Source organism: Streptomyces sp. HUAS TT7 (assembly GCF_051550175.1).
GTDB lineage: Bacteria > Actinomycetota > Actinomycetes > Streptomycetales > Streptomycetaceae > Streptomyces.
Genome location: NZ_CP196175.1, coordinates 4,071,778 through 4,091,424, shown reverse-complemented (window position 1 = coordinate 4,091,424; position 19,647 = coordinate 4,071,778). Strand labels below are relative to the sequence as shown.

Annotated in this window: 9 protein-coding genes and 3 rRNA genes; 8 read left to right on the top strand and 4 right to left on the bottom strand. The window is 68.3% G+C overall.

Annotation, left to right across the window (positions count from 1 at the left end):
- Positions 1 to 167: 167 nt before the first annotated feature.
- On the top strand, positions 168 to 3,347 hold the full coding sequence (locus tag ACSHXC_RS18410; protein WP_438296670.1) for an ATP-binding protein: 3,180 nt from the start codon (positions 168 to 170) through the stop codon (positions 3,345 to 3,347).
- A gap of 24 nt (positions 3,348 to 3,371) precedes the next feature.
- Here ACSHXC_RS18410 and ACSHXC_RS18405 read toward each other — a convergent pair whose 3' ends face one another.
- A complete protein-coding gene (locus ACSHXC_RS18405) occupies positions 3,372 to 5,378 on the bottom strand; it encodes a sigma-70 family RNA polymerase sigma factor (RefSeq protein ID WP_438292615.1) in 2,007 nt (668 codons plus the stop codon).
- Between the two features lie 210 nt (positions 5,379 to 5,588).
- Positions 5,589 to 6,398 carry a TetR/AcrR family transcriptional regulator gene (locus ACSHXC_RS18400; protein WP_438292614.1) on the bottom strand — a complete coding sequence of 270 codons (810 nt, stop codon included), beginning with the start codon at positions 6,396 to 6,398 and terminating at the stop codon, positions 5,589 to 5,591.
- 375 nt (positions 6,399 to 6,773) lie between these two features.
- On the opposite strand from ACSHXC_RS18400, the gene ACSHXC_RS18395 reads away from it, so the two are divergent.
- Positions 6,774 to 8,123, top strand: coding sequence for an NAD(P)/FAD-dependent oxidoreductase (locus tag ACSHXC_RS18395; RefSeq protein ID WP_438296669.1), 1,350 nt, complete (start codon positions 6,774 to 6,776; stop codon positions 8,121 to 8,123).
- A gap of 137 nt (positions 8,124 to 8,260) precedes the next feature.
- Entirely contained in the window at positions 8,261 to 9,898 is a 1,638-nt protein-coding gene (locus ACSHXC_RS18390) for an ATP-binding SpoIIE family protein phosphatase (protein ID WP_438292613.1), read from the top strand.
- Here the strand turns inward: ACSHXC_RS18390 and ACSHXC_RS18385 are convergent.
- Complete coding sequence (locus ACSHXC_RS18385; RefSeq protein ID WP_438296667.1) at positions 9,895 to 11,175, bottom strand: MFS transporter; 1,281 nt, start codon at positions 11,173 to 11,175, stop codon at positions 9,895 to 9,897. The two genes, ACSHXC_RS18390 and ACSHXC_RS18385, sit on opposite strands and share 4 nt — an antisense overlap.
- A gap of 154 nt (positions 11,176 to 11,329) precedes the next feature.
- Here ACSHXC_RS18385 and ACSHXC_RS18380 point away from each other — a divergent pair, with 154 nt between their 5' ends.
- The 5 genes from ACSHXC_RS18380 (at position 11,330) to ACSHXC_RS18360 (ending at position 18,022) form a co-directional block, all read left to right on the top strand.
- A complete protein-coding gene (locus ACSHXC_RS18380) occupies positions 11,330 to 11,896 on the top strand; it encodes a MarR family winged helix-turn-helix transcriptional regulator (RefSeq protein WP_438292612.1) in 567 nt (188 codons plus the stop codon).
- 710 nt (positions 11,897 to 12,606) lie between these two features.
- Positions 12,607 to 14,132, top strand: a 16S ribosomal RNA gene (locus ACSHXC_RS18375).
- A 290-nt stretch (positions 14,133 to 14,422) separates the two neighbouring features.
- Positions 14,423 to 17,543 (top strand): 23S ribosomal RNA (locus ACSHXC_RS18370).
- A gap of 92 nt (positions 17,544 to 17,635) precedes the next feature.
- Positions 17,636 to 17,752: ribosomal RNA gene (rrf, locus tag ACSHXC_RS18365) — 5S ribosomal RNA — on the top strand.
- Together the 16S, 23S and 5S rRNA genes form the textbook arrangement of a ribosomal RNA operon.
- A 123-nt stretch (positions 17,753 to 17,875) precedes the next feature.
- Entirely contained in the window at positions 17,876 to 18,022 is a 147-nt protein-coding gene (locus ACSHXC_RS18360; RefSeq protein WP_438292611.1) for a hypothetical protein, read from the top strand.
- Positions 18,023 to 18,068: 46 nt separating this feature from the next.
- Here ACSHXC_RS18360 and ACSHXC_RS18355 read toward each other — a convergent pair whose 3' ends face one another.
- Positions 18,069 to 19,646 (bottom strand): type IV secretory system conjugative DNA transfer family protein, encoded by a 1,578-nt coding sequence (locus tag ACSHXC_RS18355; RefSeq protein ID WP_438292610.1) that lies wholly within the window; start codon positions 19,644 to 19,646, stop codon positions 18,069 to 18,071.
- Position 19,647: the final 1 nt, after the last annotated feature.

Below are 19,647 nucleotides of genomic sequence, written 5' to 3'. Positions count from 1 at the left end.
CGCCTGCGGAGCGCACGTAAGACCAGGCAGCCGCCCGGCAGCGCGCACAACCCCGGCACCTGCCGGGAGGAACCAGGAAACACCGTGGCCCCGGCTCACGACACGAGCCGAGGGCGGACGGAGAATCCCCGTGCTTCAACGGGGGAGGCTAGGTCAAAATGGCAACCGTGCGGTACCTGATCCTGGGCGCCACCGAGGCGCACGACGACGACGGCACCGCCATATCCCTCGGCGGGCCGAGGCTGCGCACCCTGCTGACCGCCCTTGCGCTGCGCACCCCCCGCCCCGTACCCGTACCCACTCTGATCGACGACGTATGGGCGGGCGATCCCCCACAGGACGCCCCCGCGGCCCTCCAGGCCCTGGTGGGAAGGCTCCGCCGCACCCTCGGCAGAGAAGCCGTGGAGTCCGGCCCCGCCGGGTACCGCCTGACGGCCCCGCGCGACGCGATCGACCTGTACGAGTTCGAGGACCGCGCGGCAGAGGGCGCGGCCCAGCTGGCCGGGGGCGACCCGGAGTCCGCCGCCCGGACCCTGCGCGCAGCCCTCGCCCTGTGGCGCGGCCCCGCCCTGAACGACCTCCCCGAACGCGACGCGGCCGTACGCCCCGAAGCCCAGCGCCTGGCCGCACAGCGCAACCGCATCGAGGCCGACCTGAGGCGAGGCGCCACGAGCGCACTGCTCCCCGAACTGACGGAGCTGCTCGCCTCGCACCCGTACGACGAGACGCTGCACGCCCAGCTGATCCGTACGCTGAGGAACGAGGGCCGCCGGGCCGACGCCCTGGCCGCCTACGAGAAGGCCCGCCGCACCCTGGCCGAGTCGCTCGGCGCGGACCCCGGCCCCGAACTGACCTCCCTGTACACGGAGTTGCTGGAGGCCGCACCTGCGCGCCCCGCCGAAGCCCCCCGCCCCGGCGAAGGCAACCTCCGCCGCCGACTGACCTCCTTCGTCGGCCGCGAGCCCGAACTGGCGCTGATCCGGGCGGACTTGGCGGGCTCCAGGCTCGTCACGCTCACCGGCCCCGGCGGCACCGGCAAGACCCGCCTCGCGGAACAGGCGGCGGCGGGGTCGGAAGCGGCCGCCTGGCTCGTCGAACTCGCACCGCTCGACCACCCCGAGGCCGTCCCCGGCGCCGTGGTCTCCGCCCTTGGCCTGCGCGAGACGATCCTGCTGCCCCAGGCCGGCCAGGCGCCCGGCCACGACGACCCGACCGCCCGCCTGGTCGAGGACCTCTCCCGCCGCCCGGACACCCTGCTCGTCCTCGACAACTGCGAGCACGTCATCGACGCCGCGGCCCTCCTCGCCGAGACGCTCCTTACCCGCTGTCCCCGGCTCCGCATCCTCGCCACCAGCCGAGAACCGCTCGGCGTGCCCGGCGAGGCGGTCCGCCCGGTCGAGCCGCTGCCGCCCATCCCGGCCCACCGTCTGTTCGCCGAGCGCGCCCGCACCGTACGCCCCGACTTCGACCCGGACGTCGACCCCGAGGCAGTCGCCGAGATCTGCCGCCGCCTGGACGGACTCCCGCTCGCCATCGAACTGGCCGCGGCGCGACTCCGCGTACTGACACCTCGTCAGATCGCGGACCGGCTCGACGACCGCTTCCGTCTGCTCACCAGCGGCAGCCGCACCGTACTGCCGAGGCAGCAGACCCTGCGGGCCGTCGTCGACTGGTCCTGGGACCTCCTGGACGAACCCGAACGCGCCGTCCTGCGCCGCGCCTCCGTCTTCGCCGGCGGCTGGGACCTCGCCGCCGCCCAGGCGGTGTGCGGCGCCACCGACGACCTGGCCGCCCTCGTCGACAAGTCCCTGGTCATCGCGGTCCCCGCGCCCGACGGCACCGGCATGCGCTACCGCATGCTGGAGACCATCCACGAGTACGCCGCCGAGCGCGCCGCCGAGACCCCCGAGGCGCTGCGCGAGGCCGCCGACGCCCACGCCGCGTACTACCGCGAGCTCGCCCGCCGTGCCGAACCCAGAGTCCGCTCGCGCGAGCAGCTCCCCTGGATCGGCCGCCTGGAGACCGAGCTCGACAACATCCGGGCCGTACTGCGCCGCACGACGACTCCGCCCACCGCCGACGAGGTGGCCGCCACCGAACTCGCCCTCGCCATGGGCTGGTTCTGGTGGCTGCGCAACTACCGGACCGAGGGAGCCGCCTGGGGCCTCGCCGTCGCGGAGCTCTCGCCCGCGCCCGCCGACGGGTCCGACCCGCGCTACTGGCCGCGGCTCCACCTCGATCTGCTCCGGTTCTTCCTGCTCTCCGACGCCAACCCCCGCGAGGGCCTCGACAGCCCGGTCGTGCAGGACCGCCTCGTCCAGCTCCGGAAGGCCTTCGAGGCCGGCGGGCCCGAGTCGGCCCGCTTCCCGGGACTGCTCTGGCCGTTCACCACGTTCTTCACCGACACCCCGGCCCTGGTGCGCGAGTCGATCGACGCGGTCGTCGCCAACTGCCGCCGCCACGGCGACGCTTGGGCGACCGGAGTGGCCCTGATGTTCCGTACGCACATGGCCATCGACACGCCCGGCGGCTTCGCGGGCATCGACGACGACCTCGCCGAACTGCGCGAGCTCGGCCGCCGCGTGGGCGACCGCTGGATGCGTGCCCAGGTGGCCAGCGCCGCCGCCGAGGCCGCGATGATGCGCGGCCGCCCCGAGCAGGCCCGGCCCGCCTACGAGGAGGCGCTGCAACTGGCCCGCGAGGTGGGCGCCCACCACGAGGCGCCGTTCCTCATCGCCCGGGTCGCCGAACTCGCCTACCGCAGCGGCGACTTGGACGCCGCCGAGAAGTCCCTGGCCGAGGCCTCCACGGAGGCGGACCGCTACCGGGTCGGCGACGCCACTCCGTACATCCACGCACTGCTCGCCACCATCGCCCTCGACCGGGGCGAGCCCGCCGCCGCCCGCGCCCTGCGCGAAGAGGCCGTCGCACTCGCCATGACGGGCCCGCTGCCCCCGCACTTCGCCGCGCTGCTCGACGCGCTCGGCGCCCGGATCACCGCCGCCGAGTCGGGCCCGCTCCCAGGCCTGCGGGCCATGGCGGACGCCCTGCGCACGGCGGCCGCCGCCGAGTGCACCGAGATCGTCCTGGCCCACCTCGCCGGGCGCGCGGCCCAGTTCCTGGCCGACCTCGACGAGCACGGGCTCGCGGTACGGGTCCTGGCGGCGGCCACGGCCTGGCGTGCCGGAATCCCGCGGTCCGTGCCGGAGCAGGCGATGGAGGATTCCATCACGGCACGGGCCCGGCGTGCGCTCACGCCCGAGCAGTCCGGGGCGGAACGGGCGGCCGGAGCGGTATTGACCCCTGCCGAGGTCCCGCCGGTCCTGGATACGGTCACCGGGGGCTGACCCGGGCCCGCGCCCCGTACGGAACTATCCGCAGCTGATCTCCGACTGGGCCCAGTCCGCCAGCGTCGAGCCTCCGAACGGGCCCGCCGGTTCGACGACGAGGCGGATCGTCCTGCGGCCCGAGATGTCGGCGTGCACCGGTACCGCCGGGTCGCCGCCGTGGACCGCCGGCGACTGCCAGAGCCTCGCCCCGTCCCCGTACAGCGAGAACCGCACCGCCCCGAGCCCCATCGTCAGGTCGTCCACGCCCGCGTACGCGTCGTACGTACGGCACTGGCGGTTGAGGTCGATGGTCACCGAGGACCGGCCGTGCACGGTCACCCCGTGCGGATACCGGTGCTCGCCGATGCGCATGCCCGAGCGCTGCCACAGCCAGCTGGATTCGCCGAGCCGCACCTCTGGCTTGGTGCCGTCGCCGAGAACGCCGTACTGCAGCCGGTTCACCTGGAACACGGTCGGCGCGGGCGGCGGCGGGGGAGGCGGCGTCGGCTTCGGCGGGGTCGGCTTGGGCGGCGGCACCGGCCGGGGCGGCGTGGGCCGGGGATGCGTCGGCTTCGGCGGCGTCGGCCGGGCCGCCGGCTTCTCCGGCGCGGGCGGAGCCGGGGGCGGGGGCTTCGGCGCGGGGGCCTCGGGCGGCGAGGGCGGCGGCTGCTTCTGCGGTACGACGGGCACCACCGCGGGCGGCTTGGCGTCGGGCTTGGCCGGCGGCGCATCGTGGCCGGTCAGCGCGAACACGAGACCCGCCGCCACCGCGACGGCCACCGCCGCGGCGATGCCGGCCTTGGCCGGGGCGCCGAGCCCCTCGGAGGCCGCGGCACCCCCCGCCGTACCGCCCGACGAACTGCCGCCCGTAGCCGCGGCGGCGGCACCCGCGCCCGCGGCCCCGGCGGCGCCACCCGCCACCACTCCGGCGGCCTTGAGCGAGAACCCCGCGGCGAACCAGCCGATGACCGCGACCGGAAGCAGCGCGGGAATCCCGGCGTTGACGTCCTGGAGCTCGACGACCGCGACCCGGCACTTCGCGCACTCGTCCAGATGCCTGCTGAGCCCGCGCTCGGCCCGCATCCGCAGCCCGCCCCGCGCGTACGCGCCGAGCCGGTCGGCATAGCGGGCGCAGTCCCCGCCGGAGGTCAGCGCGCTGGAGACATGGGCCTGGAGATAGGCCTGTTTGAGGCCCTCGCGGGCCCGGCTCGCCAGCACCGCGGTCGCGTTGGCGGTCAGCCCGAACAGCGGCGCGATCTCGCTGGGCGACTCCTCCTCGACGGTGGTGTGCCACAGCACCGCCTGCCAGCGCTCGGGCAGCGAGCGGAACGCCTGCATGGCGAGGGTCTGCTCGGCCTCGTGCATGGCCCGTACGTCGGCGCCGAGGTCGATGGTGTCGTCGTCGGACACCTCGGCCGAGCGCGCGGACTGCTGGGCGAAGACCGCGAAGTCGTCGACCAGCTGCTCCCGCTTGGCGGTCCGCGTCCAGGAGGCCGCGACCCTGCGCACGGTGGTCATCAGGTAGGCGCGCACGGCGTATTCGGGCCCGGCCCCGCCGCGTACCGCCTGAAGCGTCCGCGCGAAGACTTCCGCCGTCAGGTCGTCGGCGGTGTACGCGTCGCGGCAGCAGCTGCGTGCGTAGCGCCGCACCGCGTCCGAGTGGCGCCTGAACAGCTCCTCGTACGCGCTGTCGTCGCCGGTCCGCATCGCGTGGATGAGGTCGGCGTCGGACTGTCCGGCCTCGGCGATCCCCAGGGCCGCGCCGTCGCGCAGGCCGCCCTCGCGCTGCGGCGGCACGGTCGCGCCCGGCTCCCCGACGCCGTCCATGGGCCCCCAGGGCCCGGGCAGCACGGTCCCGCCGAACTCAGTGGCGGACTCGGAACCGGAATCCCCGCGGGGCTGTCCCGGAATGGGTGCGGGCCCGCCCGGCGAACCGCCGCCGGGGCCGCCCTGGCTCGGCACCTGGCGCGGCGGAAGACCGCCGTCAGGGCCGCCGGATTCCGGACCGCCGCCGCCCGAGCGCGACTCGTCCCGCTCTTCAACGCCCATCGCGGAAGCTCCTGTAAGCACGCTCAGACCCGAACACCGGGCAAGCGTGCCACAGAGCTCAAGTGGAGCCGAGTCTCAGGACCGGCAACCACTCATCCGGGGCGACTTGCCGCACCCGAGCACTACCCGTCACCCGATCGGGGAAGACTCGAAGGCTCGGGAGCGGTCGCCGCACACCCCAACTGGCGCTCTGCGAAGGCGAGTTGATCCTCAGGACGGCCGCGAGCGCAGCCCCTCAAGGAGGATGTCGAGCAGCCGCGACGAGGCCGCGGCCTGCTGTGTGGCGTCCGGCAGTGAGGGCGCCGCGGTGGCTATCACCAGGAGCACATCGGCGACGGTCACATCACCGCGCAGCTCACCGGCCGCCCGCGCCCGGTCCACCAACTGCCCGACCACGTCGAGCAGCTCGGCCGCCCCCGCGTCGTCCAGCTCCGCCTCGGGCGCCGTGCGCTGCTCGATGACCCGGCCCCAGCTGGAGCCCTGCTCGGCGAGGCCCACCTGACGCTGCTGCGGCACCCGCGCCTCGTCGAGCCCGTCCCGCACGCCGTTGGACCGCAGGCCCTCGGGACGTACGCCGTCGGTCTCCTCGGCGTCGACGCCGACCCGCAGCACCTGCGGCGGAAGCAGCCGCCCGGCGCCCGAGGCGACCGAGGTGCGCAGGAAGCGGGAGAGCGCCGACCAGGGCTCCTCCTCCTGGCCAAGCGCCGTGCGGGCCTGGTCGGTCAGCCGCGAGGTCTCCTCCTCGGCTATCCGCCGCACCAGCACGTCCTTGCTCGGGAACCGCCGGTAGACGGTGCCCACACCGACCCTGGCCCGGCGCGCCACGTCCTCCATCGGCGCCCCGTAGCCGAGCTCGCCGAACACCTCACGTGCCGCGCGCAGCACGTGCTCAAGATTGCGCTGGGCATCCACCCGCAGCGGCGCGGAACGCGATCCGCCCGCGCCCGGACCCGTGCCCACGCGACCGTTTCCGTCGGAAGCTGCGACGGCGGTCTGCCAATGAGAGTCCTGAATGTGCATTTATCCCCCGGTAATAACGTCTCCCCCCGGAGACTCCCCGCCCTGACAGCCGGGGACCGGTCCCTAACCCGACACCCCGACGGGATACGAACATAGTTGAGCCGGAGTCAATTCAGAAGAGGTTCTTCCGCACGGTGTGCCCCCCGATCGGACCAAGGACCGAAACCTGACCGAATCGGACCCGGACCATCACGTGTCACTCATCCTCTGACCTGCGCATCTCTCATCGCGGCGCGAAGAATGAGCCACCCGCCACAGCAGTTCCCTCCAGTCACACAATTTGCCGGGCCTGTGGACAAAGCCCGGGGCCCGTTGCGTCATGGGGTGGTGACAGAACCTGTGCGCATTCTCGTGGTCGGCGGCGGATACGTCGGGATGTACACGGCGCTGCGCCTGCAACGGAAGCTCAAGGCAGAGCTGAAGAGCGGCGCCGTCCGGATCACCGTGGTCACCCCCGACCCCTACATGACGTACCAGCCGTTCCTGCCCGAGGCGGCGGCCGGAAACATCTCCCCGCGCCATGTCGTGGTTCCGCTGCGCCGGGTCCTGGACCAGTGCCACATCGTCATCGGCGAGGCCGACAGCGTCGACCACACCAAGCGCACCGCCACCGTCACCACCCTCGCGTCACCCGAGGACGGCACCGGCGCCATCCAGCTGGCGTACGACGAACTCGTCATCGCGCCCGGTTCGATCTCGCGCACCCTGCCCGTCCCCGGCCTCGCCGACTACGCCATCGGCTTCAAGACCGTCGAGGAGGCCATCGGCCTGCGCAACCACGTCATCGAGCAGATGGACATCGCCTCCTCGACGCGCGACCCCGCGATCCGCGACGCGGCCCTCACCTTCGTCTTCGTGGGCGGCGGCTACGCGGGCGTCGAGGCGCTCGCCGAGCTGGAGGACATGGCCCGCTACACGGCGCGGTACTACCACAACATCCGGCCCGAGGACCTGAAGTGGATCCTGGTCGAGGCCAGCGGCCGGATCCTGCCCGAGGTCGGCGAGGAGATGGGCCGGTACGCGATCCGCGAGCTGCGCGCCCGCAACATCGACGTACGCCTGGAGACCCGGCTCGACAGCTGCGAGAACCGGGTCGCCGTCCTCAGCGACGGCGCCCGCTTCCCCACCCGCACCGTCGTGTGGACCGCCGGCGTCAAGCCCGCCCCGATCCTCGCCGCCACCGACCTGCCCCTGAACGAGCGCGGCCGCCTCAAGTGCACGGCACAGCTGCGCGTGGAGGGCACCGAGCACGCGTGGGCGGCCGGCGACGCGGCCGCCGTACCCGATGTGACCGCTGGGGGCCCCTCCCAGGCTTTCGGCACTGGGGGAGAGGGCAAGGAGTGCGCGCCCAACGCCCAGCACGCCGTCCGCCAGGCGAAGGTCCTGGCCGAGAACGTCGCGGCGTCCCTACGGGGCGGAGAGCTCAAGGAGTACCGGCACAAGTACGCCGGCTCGGTCGCCTCTCTCGGCCTGCACAAGGGCGTCGCCCACGTCTACGGCCGCAAACTCAAGGGCTACCCGGCCTGGTTCATGCACCGCGCCTACCACCTGAGCCGCGTCCCGACGTTCAACCGCAAGGCCCGCGTGCTCGCCGAATGGACGCTCGCCGGGCTCTTCAAACGCGAGATCGTCTCGCTCGGCTCGCTGGAACACCCGCGCGCCGAGTTCGAGATCGCGGCGGGCGGCGGCCCGCCCGCCAAGGGCCCCGCCCCGCAGGAGAACTGACGGTTGTCAGTGCGGTCCGTCACACTGGGCGTGTGACCATAGGTGGGCCCACACCTGCACAGAGTGATCCAGCGACCCAGCACCGCACAAGGACCGGCAGCACAGCACCCGCAGCAACACACGAGGCTTGGAACACCGTGAACTTCACGCGTTGGAGCGCCCGGCTCCCCGGTACGCCGCGCCGCGCCGCAGCACGGACCGACCGCGCCGACCGGGGCTCCGTGCCCGCGGCCCGCGGTGAATCCGGGCCGCAGCCCTGGCCGGACGATACGGCCGAGGCCCCGGCCCTCGACGACCTCTCCGTGCGCGACATCCTCGGCCAGCTCCCCGCCCTGGTCGCGCTCCTGCACGGCCCCGAGCACCGCATCGCGTACGTCAACGACGCCTACGCCGCGGCCTTCGGCCCCCGCCCGCTGGGCGCCCCGGCCGCCAAGGCGCTGCCCGAGCTGGACGAGCTCGGCCTGCTCCCGCTGATGGACCAGGTGCTGCGCAGCGGCAAGCCCCGTACGGTCAAGTCCCGCAAGACGCAGGCCGCCGGCTCGTACACCGTGACGTGCAGCCCGGTCGAGATCCCCGGCCACGCCGAGGGCGGCGTGCTCGTCTTCGCCGCCGACGTCACCGACCACGCCGAGGCCGCCGAGCGGCTGCGCGCGAGCGAGCGCCGCCACCGCGAGACCGCCGTCACCCTCCAGCGCTCCCTGCTCCCGCAGGAGCTGGAACAGCCCGACGACCTGCGGGTGGCCGCCACCTACCAGCCCGGCGGCAAGGACGCGGCGGTCGGCGGCGACTGGTACGACGTGATCACCCTTGGCGCGGGCCGCACCGCCCTGGTCATCGGCGACGTGATGGGCCGCGGGGTGCGTGCCGCCGCCGTGATGGGCCAGCTCCGCACGGCGGTCAGGGCGTACGCGCGCCTGGACCTGCCCCCGCACGAGGTGCTCCAGCTCCTGGACGGCCTGGCCGCCGAGATCGACGCCAGCCAGATCGCCACCTGCGTCTACGCCGTGCACGACCCCAACGAGGGCCGCCTGGTGTACGCGTCGGCGGGCCACCTGCCCGTTCTCGTACGCCATGAGGACGGCACCGTCCACCGCGCCGCGGACCCGACGGGCCCCCCGCTCGGCACCGGCGGCTGGCTCCACACCTCGGGCACGATCGCCCTGCCGCCCGGCGCGACCGCCGTCCTCTATACGGACGGCCTGGTCGAGCGCAGGGGAGAGGACATCGACGAGGGAGTGGCCGCCCTTGAGCGGGCGCTGTCCGGCGCGGTCGGCACGCCGCAGGTGGTGTGCGACCGCCTGATCCGATCGCTCGGCGTCACCGCGGAACACGACGACGACGTCGCGGTCCTGGTCTGCCAGCACCCGGCCCGCACGGGACCTGCCGCCGAGCTCTTCCACAACGCGGCGCTCGACCTGCTCGGCGGCATCGAAGCGGCCCCGCGCGCCCGGGCGTTCGCCTCCGGCGTCCTCGCCTCCTGGCGCTTCCCGGTGGAGCTGCGCGACCTGGGCGTCCTCGCGGCGAGCGAGCTGGTGGCCAACTCGCTCCAGCACGGCACCCCGCCGATGCGCCTCAGGCTCCGCCGCACCGACCGCCGCCTGATCATCGAGGTCACCGACGGCGACGACCACCTGCCGCGCCGCCGCCGCGCCGACCCCGGGGACGAAGCAGGACGAGGCATCTCGATCGTCGCGACGATCGCCTCGTCCTGGGGTTCGCGCCGCACACCGGGCGGCGGCAAAGCGGTGTGGTGCGAGTTCGCGCTGCCCGCTTAGGCGTTGGCGGGCTCCTGCTCGGGCTTGTGCACCGCGACCACGCGCGACTTGGCCGCGAGCATCGGATGGTCCTGCGCGAGCGTCAGCCCCTTGCCGAGCCGCAGCGCGAGGAAGGTGATCCCGAGCGAGAAGAGCACGAACGTCACGATGTACGGGCCGTGCAGCGCGGCCCCCATGGGCCCGCCCACCGCCGGACCGACGGCCAGCGCGAGCTGCTTGACCAGCGCGAACGCCGAGTTGTACTGCCCGACCATCGACTCCGGCGCCAGATCGGCGACCAGCGGCGCCACGGTCGGCGACAGCATCGCTTCACCGAGCCCGAAGAGCGCGTACGTCGAGACGAACGCGGCGGTCGCCATCGCCTGGCTGCCGTGCCCGAGCCCGGCATAACCGGCCACGATCCAGGCCACGGCCCAGATCAGACCGACCGACGCGATGACGCGGCTGCGGCGCCGGCGCTCGACGAACTTCAGCACCCGGAACTGAGCGACCACGATGACGGCCGTGTTGGCGGCCAGCGCGATCCCGAGCGTGGAGGGCTGGATCCCGGCGGCCTCGGTGCCGTACGCGGCAAGACCCGACTCGAACTGCCCGTAGCAGGCGAAGAACAGCACAAAGCCAAGGACGCACAGCTGCACCATCGCCCGGTGCCCGAGGATCGTGCGGATCCCGCCGGCAGCACTCTGCTCACCCTTGGGACGCGCGTCCGAGAGGACTGCCGAGCCCGGCATCTTCACCGAGGCGGCGATCCCGGCGAGCACCAGGAACATCACCGCTTCGATGGAGAAGAGAAGGGTGAAGGTGGCGGGGCGGTTCTTGTCCACGATCTGGCCGCCGATGAGCCCGCCGATGCCGAGCCCGAGGTTCTGCAGGAAGAACTGCATGGCGAAGGCGCGGGTGCGGGTGGCCGGACCGGAGCACCAGACGATCATCGTCGCGAGCGCCGGCTGCATGACGGCGGTCCCGGCGCCGAGCAGCGCGGCCGAGGCCACGGCGGCGGGCACGCTGGAGGCGAAGCCCATGCTCAGCGCGCCGGCCGAGGCCAGCACCGCGGCACCGACCAGCACCGGCAGCGGACCGCGCCGGTCGATGACGCGGCCGGTGAACGGCAGCACGACAAGCGCGGCCATGGCGAAGACGGCGAGCACGACGCCGGCCGTGGTCGCACCCAGATCCCGCACCTGAGCCACGTACACATAGAGGTACGGAACGGTGAACCCGAGTCCAAACGCGCTCAGCGCGTTACCTGCCTGGATCCGGCGCATCGCAGCACCCATCGCCTTGGTCACACTTCACCACCTTGGGGTCTAGAAGCTTGGAGGACTTGAACCTGAAGGGCTCAGTTCTGAAGACTTCAACACTAAAATTAGATCCTTAACAATACACACTCAAGGACTTAGACGCCAACGGACCCCGTGCCATACTCGCGACATGGCTGAGACCACCGAGCCCGCCGAGCCCGACGGCCCCCAGGAGCCGACCCTCGACGAGCAGATCGCCGCGTACCAGCGGGAGTTCCGCGACCTCGACCCCCAGGTGGAAAAGGTCGTCTCGGCCCTGGGCCGCCTGAACCGCCGGATGAACGTGGCGTACGGCCGCCAGGTCGCCGCCCTCGGCATCAGCAACGCGGAGTGGGAGGTCCTCAAGACCCTGCTCCTGGCGGGCGAGCCCTATCGCCTGGGCCCCGGCGAACTCGCCAAGCGCCTCGGCCTCACGCCGGCCGCGATGACGCACCGCATCGACCGCATGGCCGGCGAAGGCCTGGTCACGCGCGACCGCGACGAGAACAACCGGGTGCGCGTCATCGTCGAGCTGACGGACGAGGGCCGTACGAAGTGGCTGGAGGCCATGCGCATGGCCAGCGACTTTGAGGAGGACCTCCTCCAGGACCTGTCCGCCGAGGAGCGCGGCCTCCTCGGCGAGATGCTGATCCGCCTGCTCCGCCGGGTGGAGCACGCACAGCCGGACGCGGGCGGACGCCTCACCGACCTCGACTGACCCCGCTCGACCGACCTCGACGGAAAAACCAGTGGACAGGAGCCGGGGCCGGGGTTGACACCCCCCTGCCCGATCCGTAAGGTTCTTCGAGTTGTCGCGGAGCCGATACGGTTCTGCAACAACCATCCGCCGCAGATTCTGCGGCCACCCAACTCAGCACGACCTCCCGACCGGGAGTGTTTTCGGCATGCCGAATTCATTTCGATCGGGCCCGGAAGACCCGATTACGGGTTGCCGGGAAAATCCGCTAGAGTTCGGGAGTCGGAACGGCCCAACAGCCGGGAAGACAAGCCGACTTGGCTCCGGGAGACCGGAAATCAGGGCCGAAAGGATCTGATAGAGTCGGAACCGCCGGAAAGGGAAACCCGAGAGGGAGAACCGGAAAGGCGCCGAGGAAATCGGACACGAAAGAGTCTGATAGAGTCGGGAACACGAAATGCCGAAGGGAAGCGCCCGGAGGAAAGCCCGCGAGGGTGAGTACGAAGGAAGCGTCCGTTCCTTGAGAACTCAACAGCGTGCCAAAAGTCAACGCCAGATTGACAACCCCGTATCCGCTCCGGCGGATCGAGGTTCCTTTGAAAAGTCCACCCGCCTCCTTGTTTGAGGTGTGGGTGGCGACAAACACAGCGAGGACGCTGTGGACGGGCCGCCTTATTCCGGTGGTTCCGTCCCGCTCTTACGTGATGTGTGCACCCGATGACGGGTAAACATTCATGGAGAGTTTGATCCTGGCTCAGGACGAACGCTGGCGGCGTGCTTAACACATGCAAGTCGAACGATGAAGCCCTTCGGGGTGGATTAGTGGCGAACGGGTGAGTAACACGTGGGCAATCTGCCCTTCACTCTGGGACAAGCCCTGGAAACGGGGTCTAATACCGGATAACACCTTCCACCGCATGGTGGGGGGTTGAAAGCTCCGGCGGTGAAGGATGAGCCCGCGGCCTATCAGCTTGTTGGTGGGGTGATGGCCTACCAAGGCGACGACGGGTAGCCGGCCTGAGAGGGCGACCGGCCACACTGGGACTGAGACACGGCCCAGACTCCTACGGGAGGCAGCAGTGGGGAATATTGCACAATGGGCGAAAGCCTGATGCAGCGACGCCGCGTGAGGGATGACGGCCTTCGGGTTGTAAACCTCTTTCAGCAGGGAAGAAGCGCAAGTGACGGTACCTGCAGAAGAAGCGCCGGCTAACTACGTGCCAGCAGCCGCGGTAATACGTAGGGCGCAAGCGTTGTCCGGAATTATTGGGCGTAAAGAGCTCGTAGGCGGCCAGTCGCGTCGGATGTGAAAGCCCGGGGCTTAACCCCGGGTCTGCATTCGATACGGGCTGGCTAGAGTGTGGTAGGGGAGATCGGAATTCCTGGTGTAGCGGTGAAATGCGCAGATATCAGGAGGAACACCGGTGGCGAAGGCGGATCTCTGGGCCATTACTGACGCTGAGGAGCGAAAGCGTGGGGAGCGAACAGGATTAGATACCCTGGTAGTCCACGCCGTAAACGTTGGGAACTAGGTGTTGGCGACATTCCACGTCGTCGGTGCCGCAGCTAACGCATTAAGTTCCCCGCCTGGGGAGTACGGCCGCAAGGCTAAAACTCAAAGGAATTGACGGGGGCCCGCACAAGCAGCGGAGCATGTGGCTTAATTCGACGCAACGCGAAGAACCTTACCAAGGCTTGACATATACCGGAAAACATCAGAGATGGTGTCCCCCTTGTGGTCGGTATACAGGTGGTGCATGGCTGTCGTCAGCTCGTGTCGTGAGATGTTGGGTTAAGTCCCGCAACGAGCGCAACCCTTGTTCTGTGTTGCCAGCATGCCCTTCGGGGTGATGGGGACTCACAGGAGACTGCCGGGGTCAACTCGGAGGAAGGTGGGGACGACGTCAAGTCATCATGCCCCTTATGTCTTGGGCTGCACACGTGCTACAATGGCCGGTACAAAGAGCTGCGATGCCGTGAGGCGGAGCGAATCTCAAAAAGCCGGTCTCAGTTCGGATTGGGGTCTGCAACTCGACCCCATGAAGTCGGAGTTGCTAGTAATCGCAGATCAGCATTGCTGCGGTGAATACGTTCCCGGGCCTTGTACACACCGCCCGTCACGTCACGAAAGTCGGTAACACCCGAAGCCGGTGGCCCAACCCCTTGTGGGAGGGAGCTGTCGAAGGTGGGACTGGCGATTGGGACGAAGTCGTAACAAGGTAGCCGTACCGGAAGGTGCGGCTGGATCACCTCCTTTCTAAGGAGCACAGCACCGTCTGCAGGCAAGTGTCCTGCACGGTCAGCTCATGGGTGGAACGTTGACTATTCGGCGCTCTCGGCCGGTTCGGGCCGCAAGTACTGCTCTTCGGAGCGTGGAACGCGGGTCGGGTACGGACGGGAGGGCCGGGCACGCTGTTGGGTGTCTGAAGGTGCGGCCGTGAAGGTTGTGTCTTCGGTTGCCGGCCCCAGTGCACTCGAACCGGTTGGTTCGGGGTGATGGGTGGCTGGTCGTTGTTTGAGAACTGCACAGTGGACGCGAGCATCTGTGGCCAAGTTTTTAAGGGCGCACGGTGGATGCCTTGGCACCAGGAACCGATGAAGGACGTGGGAGGCCACGATAGTCCCCGGGGAGCCGTCAACCAGGCTTTGATCCGGGGGTTTCCGAATGGGGAAACCCGGCAGTCGTCATGGGCTGTCACCCGTACCTGAACACATAGGGTATGTGGAGGGAACGAGGGGAAGTGAAACATCTCAGTACCCTCAGGAAGAGAAAACAACCGTGATTCCGGGAGTAGTGGCGAGCGAAACCGGATGAGGCCAAACCGTATGCGTGTGATACCCGGCAGGGGTTGCGCATGCGGGGTTGTGGGATCTCTCTTTCACAGTCTGCCGGCTGTGAGGCGAGTCAGAAACCGTTGGTGTAGGCGAAGGACATGCGAAAGGTCCGGCGTAGAGGGTAAGACCCCCGTAGCTGAAACATCAACGGCTCGTTTGAGAGACACCCAAGTAGCACGGGGCCCGAGAAATCCCGTGTGAATCTGGCGGGACCACCCGCTAAGCCTAAATATTCCCTGGTGACCGATAGCGGATAGTACCGTGAGGGAATGGTGAAAAGTACCGCGGGAGCGGAGTGAAATAGTACCTGAAACCGTGTGCCTACAAGCCGTGGGAGCGTCGCGTTGAGTACTTGTACAACGTCGTGACTGCGTGCCTTTTGAAGAATGAGCCTGCGAGTTAGCGGTGTGTAGCGAGGTTAACCCGTGTGGGGAAGCCGTAGCGAAAGCGAGTCCGAACAGGGCGTTTGAGTTGCACGCTCTAGACCCGAAGCGGAGTGATCTAGCCATGGGCAGGTTGAAGCGGCTGTAAGAGGTCGTGGAGGACCGAACCCACCAGGGTTGAAAACCTGGGGGATGACCTGTGGTTAGGGGTGAAAGGCCAATCAAACTCCGTGATAGCTGGTTCTCCCCGAAATGCATTTAGGTGCAGCGTCGTGTGTTTCTTGCCGGAGGTAGAGCACTGGATAGGCGATGGGCCCTACCGGGTTACTGACCTTAGCCAAACTCCGAATGCCGGTAAGTGAGAGCGCGGCAGTGAGACTGTGGGGGATAAGCTCCATGGTCGAGAGGGAAACAGCCCAGAGCATCGACTAAGGCCCCTAAGCGTACGCTAAGTGGGAAAGGATGTGGAGTCGCAGAGACAACCAGGAGGTTGGCTTAGAAGCAGCCACCCTTGAAAGAGTGCGTAATAGCTCACTGGTCAAGTGATTCCGCGCCGACAATGTAGCGGGGCTCAAGCGTACCGCCGAAGTCGTGTCAATCCAGCAATAGGGCCAACGCCTGTTGGGTTGGGTAGGGGAGCGTCGTGTGCCGGGTGAAGCTGCAGCGGAAGCTAGTGGTGGACGGTTCACGAGTGAGAATGCAGGCATGAGTAGCGATACACACGTGAGAAACGTGTGCGCCGATTGACTAAGGGTTCCTGGGTCAAGCTGATCTGCCCAGGGTAAGTCGGGACCTAAGGCGAGGCCGACAGGCGTAGTCGATGGACAACCGGTTGATATTCCGGTACCCGCTTTGAAACGCCCAGTATCGAGCCCATTAATGCTAAGGCCGTGAAGCCGTTCCGGACCCTTCGGGGAATGGAAAGTGGTGGAGCCGTCGACCCAAGGTGGTAGTAGGTAAGCGATGGGGTGACGCAGGAAGGTAGTCCAGCCCGGGCGGTGGTTGTCCCGGGGTAAGGGTGTAGGGCGTTGTCCAGGTAAATCCGGACAGCATGAAGCCTGAGACCTGATGCCGAGCCGATTGTGGTGAAGTGGATGATCCTATGCTGTCGAGAAAAGCCTCTAGCGAGTTTCATGGCGGCCCGTACCCTAAACCGACTCAGGTGGTCAGGTAGAGAATACCGAGGCGTTCGGGTGAACTATGGTTAAGGAACTCGGCAAAATGCCCCCGTAACTTCGGGAGAAGGGGGGCCACAACTGGTGATGAGTCTTGCACTCTGAGCTGGGGGTGGCCGCAGAGACCAGCGAGAAGCGACTGTTTACTAAAAACACAGGTCCGTGCGAAGCCGTAAGGCGATGTATACGGACTGACGCCTGCCCGGTGCTGGAACGTTAAGGGGACCGGTTAGTCACATTTCGGTGTGGCGAAGCTGAGAACTTAAGCGCCAGTAAACGGCGGTGGTAACTATAACCATCCTAAGGTAGCGAAATTCCTTGTCGGGTAAGTTCCGACCTGCACGAATGGCGTAACGACTTCTCGACTGTCTCAACCATAGGCCCGGTGAAATTGCACTACGAGTAAAGATGCTCGTTTCGCGCAGCAGGACGGAAAGACCCCGGGACCTTTACTACAGTTTGATATTGGTGTTCGGTTCGGCTTGTGTAGGATAGGTGGGAGACTGTGAAGCCGTGACGCCAGTCATGGTGGAGTCGTCGTTGAAATACCACTCTGGTCGTGCTGGATGTCTAACCTCGGTCCGTGATCCGGATCAGGGACAGTGTCTGATGGGTAGTTTAACTGGGGCGGTTGCCTCCTAAAGAGTAACGGAGGCGCCCAAAGGTTCCCTCAGCCTGGTTGGCAATCAGGTGTTGAGTGTAAGTGCACAAGGGAGCTTGACTGTGAGACCGACGGGTCGAGCAGGGACGAAAGTCGGGACTAGTGATCCGGCGGTGGCTTGTGGAAGCGCCGTCGCTCAACGGATAAAAGGTACCCCGGGGATAACAGGCTGATCTTCCCCAAGAGTCCATATCGACGGGATGGTTTGGCACCTCGATGTCGGCTCGTCGCATCCTGGGGCTGGAGTCGGTCCCAAGGGTTGGGCTGTTCGCCCATTAAAGCGGTACGCGAGCTGGGTTTAGAACGTCGTGAGACAGTTCGGTCCCTATCCGCTGCGCGCGCAGGAATATTGAGAAGGGCTGTCCCTAGTACGAGAGGACCGGGACGGACGAACCTCTGGTGTGCCAGTTGTCCTGCCAAGGGCATGGCTGGTTGGCTACGTTCGGAAAGGATAACCGCTGAAAGCATCTAAGCGGGAAGCCTGCTTCGAGATGAGTGTTCCCACCCACTTGATGGGGTAAGGCTCCCAGTAGACGACTGGGTTGATAGGCCAGATGTGGAAGCCCGGTAACGGGTGGAGCTGACTGGTACTAATAGGCCGAGGGCTTGTCCTCAGTTGCTCGCGTCCACTGTGTTTGTTCTGAAGCAATGAACAGCCGTGAGAACCCCTGGTTTCGGTGGGTTCCGGTGTTCAACTTCATAGTGTTTCGGTGGTCATAGCGTTAGGGAAACGCCCGGTTACATTCCGAACCCGGAAGCTAAGCCTTTCAGCGCCGATGGTACTGCAGGGGGGACCCTGTGGGAGAGTAGGACGCCGCCGAACAAATTGTGGGGAAAGCCCCGCACCAGGTCCGTATACACGGATCACGGTGCGGGGCTTTTTCGCGTTCCGCCAGTATCGGTTCATTCCGCGATGGAATGGGCCTGGTCGCTGGAGGAACCGCGGGTGAACCGGGTTCGGCTCTTCGTGCACGAGAACAATGCATGTGCCCAGGGCTTCTACCGGAAGATCGGCTTCGTACCGACCAGGGTCACCGCGCTGCTGTCCGGCGACGGCTGCCACGACATCGAGATGGAGGTTGTGCGGCCGTAGCCGTACTCCCGCATCCCTTGCTCCTGCATTCCTTGCGGCTCTGCGATTACGTCAGTGCTTCGGTCCAGCGGGCTCGCGCCTGTTCGGGGGAGCGGAGCAGGACCAGGGGCGGCATGCCCTGGTCCTGACCGGTCGACAGCAGCTCCGGAAGCCGGGGAAGCGGAGCCACGGCCGCGACGTCGTCCAGGACGAGCGTCATTGGTGGGTCGAGGCGACCGTCAGATGACCGTTCGGCCATGCGGCGGCCGCGCTCGACCACGTCTGAGGCGAGTGCCGTGAGCAGGGGCATCGCGGCGGGATGGGACCGGGGGTTCTCGATGGCTTCACCCACCACATAAAGGGTGCCCCCCTCGTTCACAAATGATTCCAGGGCGAGCGAATCTGCTCGGTTTGGTGTGCAGGCGTCGCGGATGTGGATCGAAGAGAGACAGGCGAGGGCTCGGGCCGTCAACTCCTGGGCGATTTCCCGGCGTTCGGGGTAGGCGGTGAGGGCGGACTCCAGGAGTCCTGCGCCGCCGCTCTGCGCCTTGGGGTGCGTGCGGAGGATGCGTACGGCGTCCTGGATCGCTGTTCCCTGGGCCCAGCGGTGCAGGTGCAGCTGCTTCGTCGCCTTGCCGTCGCGGCTCTCCAGGGCGGCGGCGTGCAGCCAGCAGCGCAGGAGGGTCTCCGCGGTGTCCGCCATGGCGGCGTCCACGCGGGCCTGGGGGCGTACGGGGGCGAGCAGTGCTGTTGCCCTTGCGGCGGCGACCTCTGGGTCTTCGCAGCCGGCTGTGGGGGACCAGTGGAGTCTGGCGGGGGTGTCGCAGCGGTGGGTCGGGTCGTAGACGTGTACGGGACCGAGCTTGGCTCGGGCGTCCTTTGTCTCTGCCCACAGGGTGGGGTCCGACGTGACGATCAGGGCTGCGCCCTCGGCGTCTTGGATTGCCTGTAGGGCTCTGGGTCTTCTTGTTTCTGGGGGGCCGAAGAGTAGGCGGGGTTGCTGTTCCACCCGAGGGGTGGGGACGTGTTCCACCGGGGTGGGCCGGGTCGGCTGTTCGTACCCGGGGCCGGAGGGTTGTGCGGGGTGGGGTGCGACCGGATCAGCGGGGTCGGGGGCGATGTCCGGGGTTCCGGCGGGCGGGGTTCGCGGTGCCCACCCTTCCTCAAGGTCTCGGCTCCGCTCGGCCAGGGGAGACCCCGATCGCCCTGCGGAACGACTGCCCACAGCGTGGGGGGACTCCGGGGGTGTGGCCACGGCCGGGGCGGATGCGGCGACGGCCCTCGATCTCGCCCTGACCGCCCGCCACCGCGTAAACGTTCCCAGCACGAAGATCGTCAGGACGACGAGGATCATCAGCTCGCCGATCAGCAGGCCCCAGAACAGGCCGTAGCCCGAGAGGGAGTTCGGCGGGGTGTCCGGCCAGGCGGCTGGTAGGTCGTGGGGGGACGTGGCCAGGGAGCGCAGGGCCATGGGGCTGTGGGTGAACGATACGGCGGGGGGCCAGGCTCCGTGGGTGAAGAGGCCCCCCAGGCCCGTGGCTGTCCATACCAGGACCGTCAGGCCCAGGAGGAAGGCCAGCAGGCCCACCAGGAGTCCGTCCGGGATGCCGCGCTGGTCGCCTCTCGGGGTGCCCGCTCCGCTCACC

Excerpts from the sequence above, each read along its gene's own strand:
- ACSHXC_RS18405 (WP_438292615.1), bottom strand. The coding sequence starts at position 5,378 with ATGGGCGTTGAAGAGCGGGACGAGTCGCGCTCGGGCGGCGGCGGTCCG.
- ACSHXC_RS18400 (WP_438292614.1), bottom strand. The coding sequence starts at position 6,398 with ATGCACATTCAGGACTCTCATTGGCAGACCGCCGTCGCAGCTTCCGAC.
- ACSHXC_RS18395 (WP_438296669.1), top strand. The coding sequence starts at position 6,774 with ATGTACACGGCGCTGCGCCTGCAACGGAAGCTCAAGGCAGAGCTGAAG.
- ACSHXC_RS18385 (WP_438296667.1), bottom strand. The coding sequence starts at position 11,175 with ATGGGTGCTGCGATGCGCCGGATCCAGGCAGGTAACGCGCTGAGCGCG.
- ACSHXC_RS18380 (WP_438292612.1), top strand. The coding sequence starts at position 11,330 with ATGGCTGAGACCACCGAGCCCGCCGAGCCCGACGGCCCCCAGGAGCCG.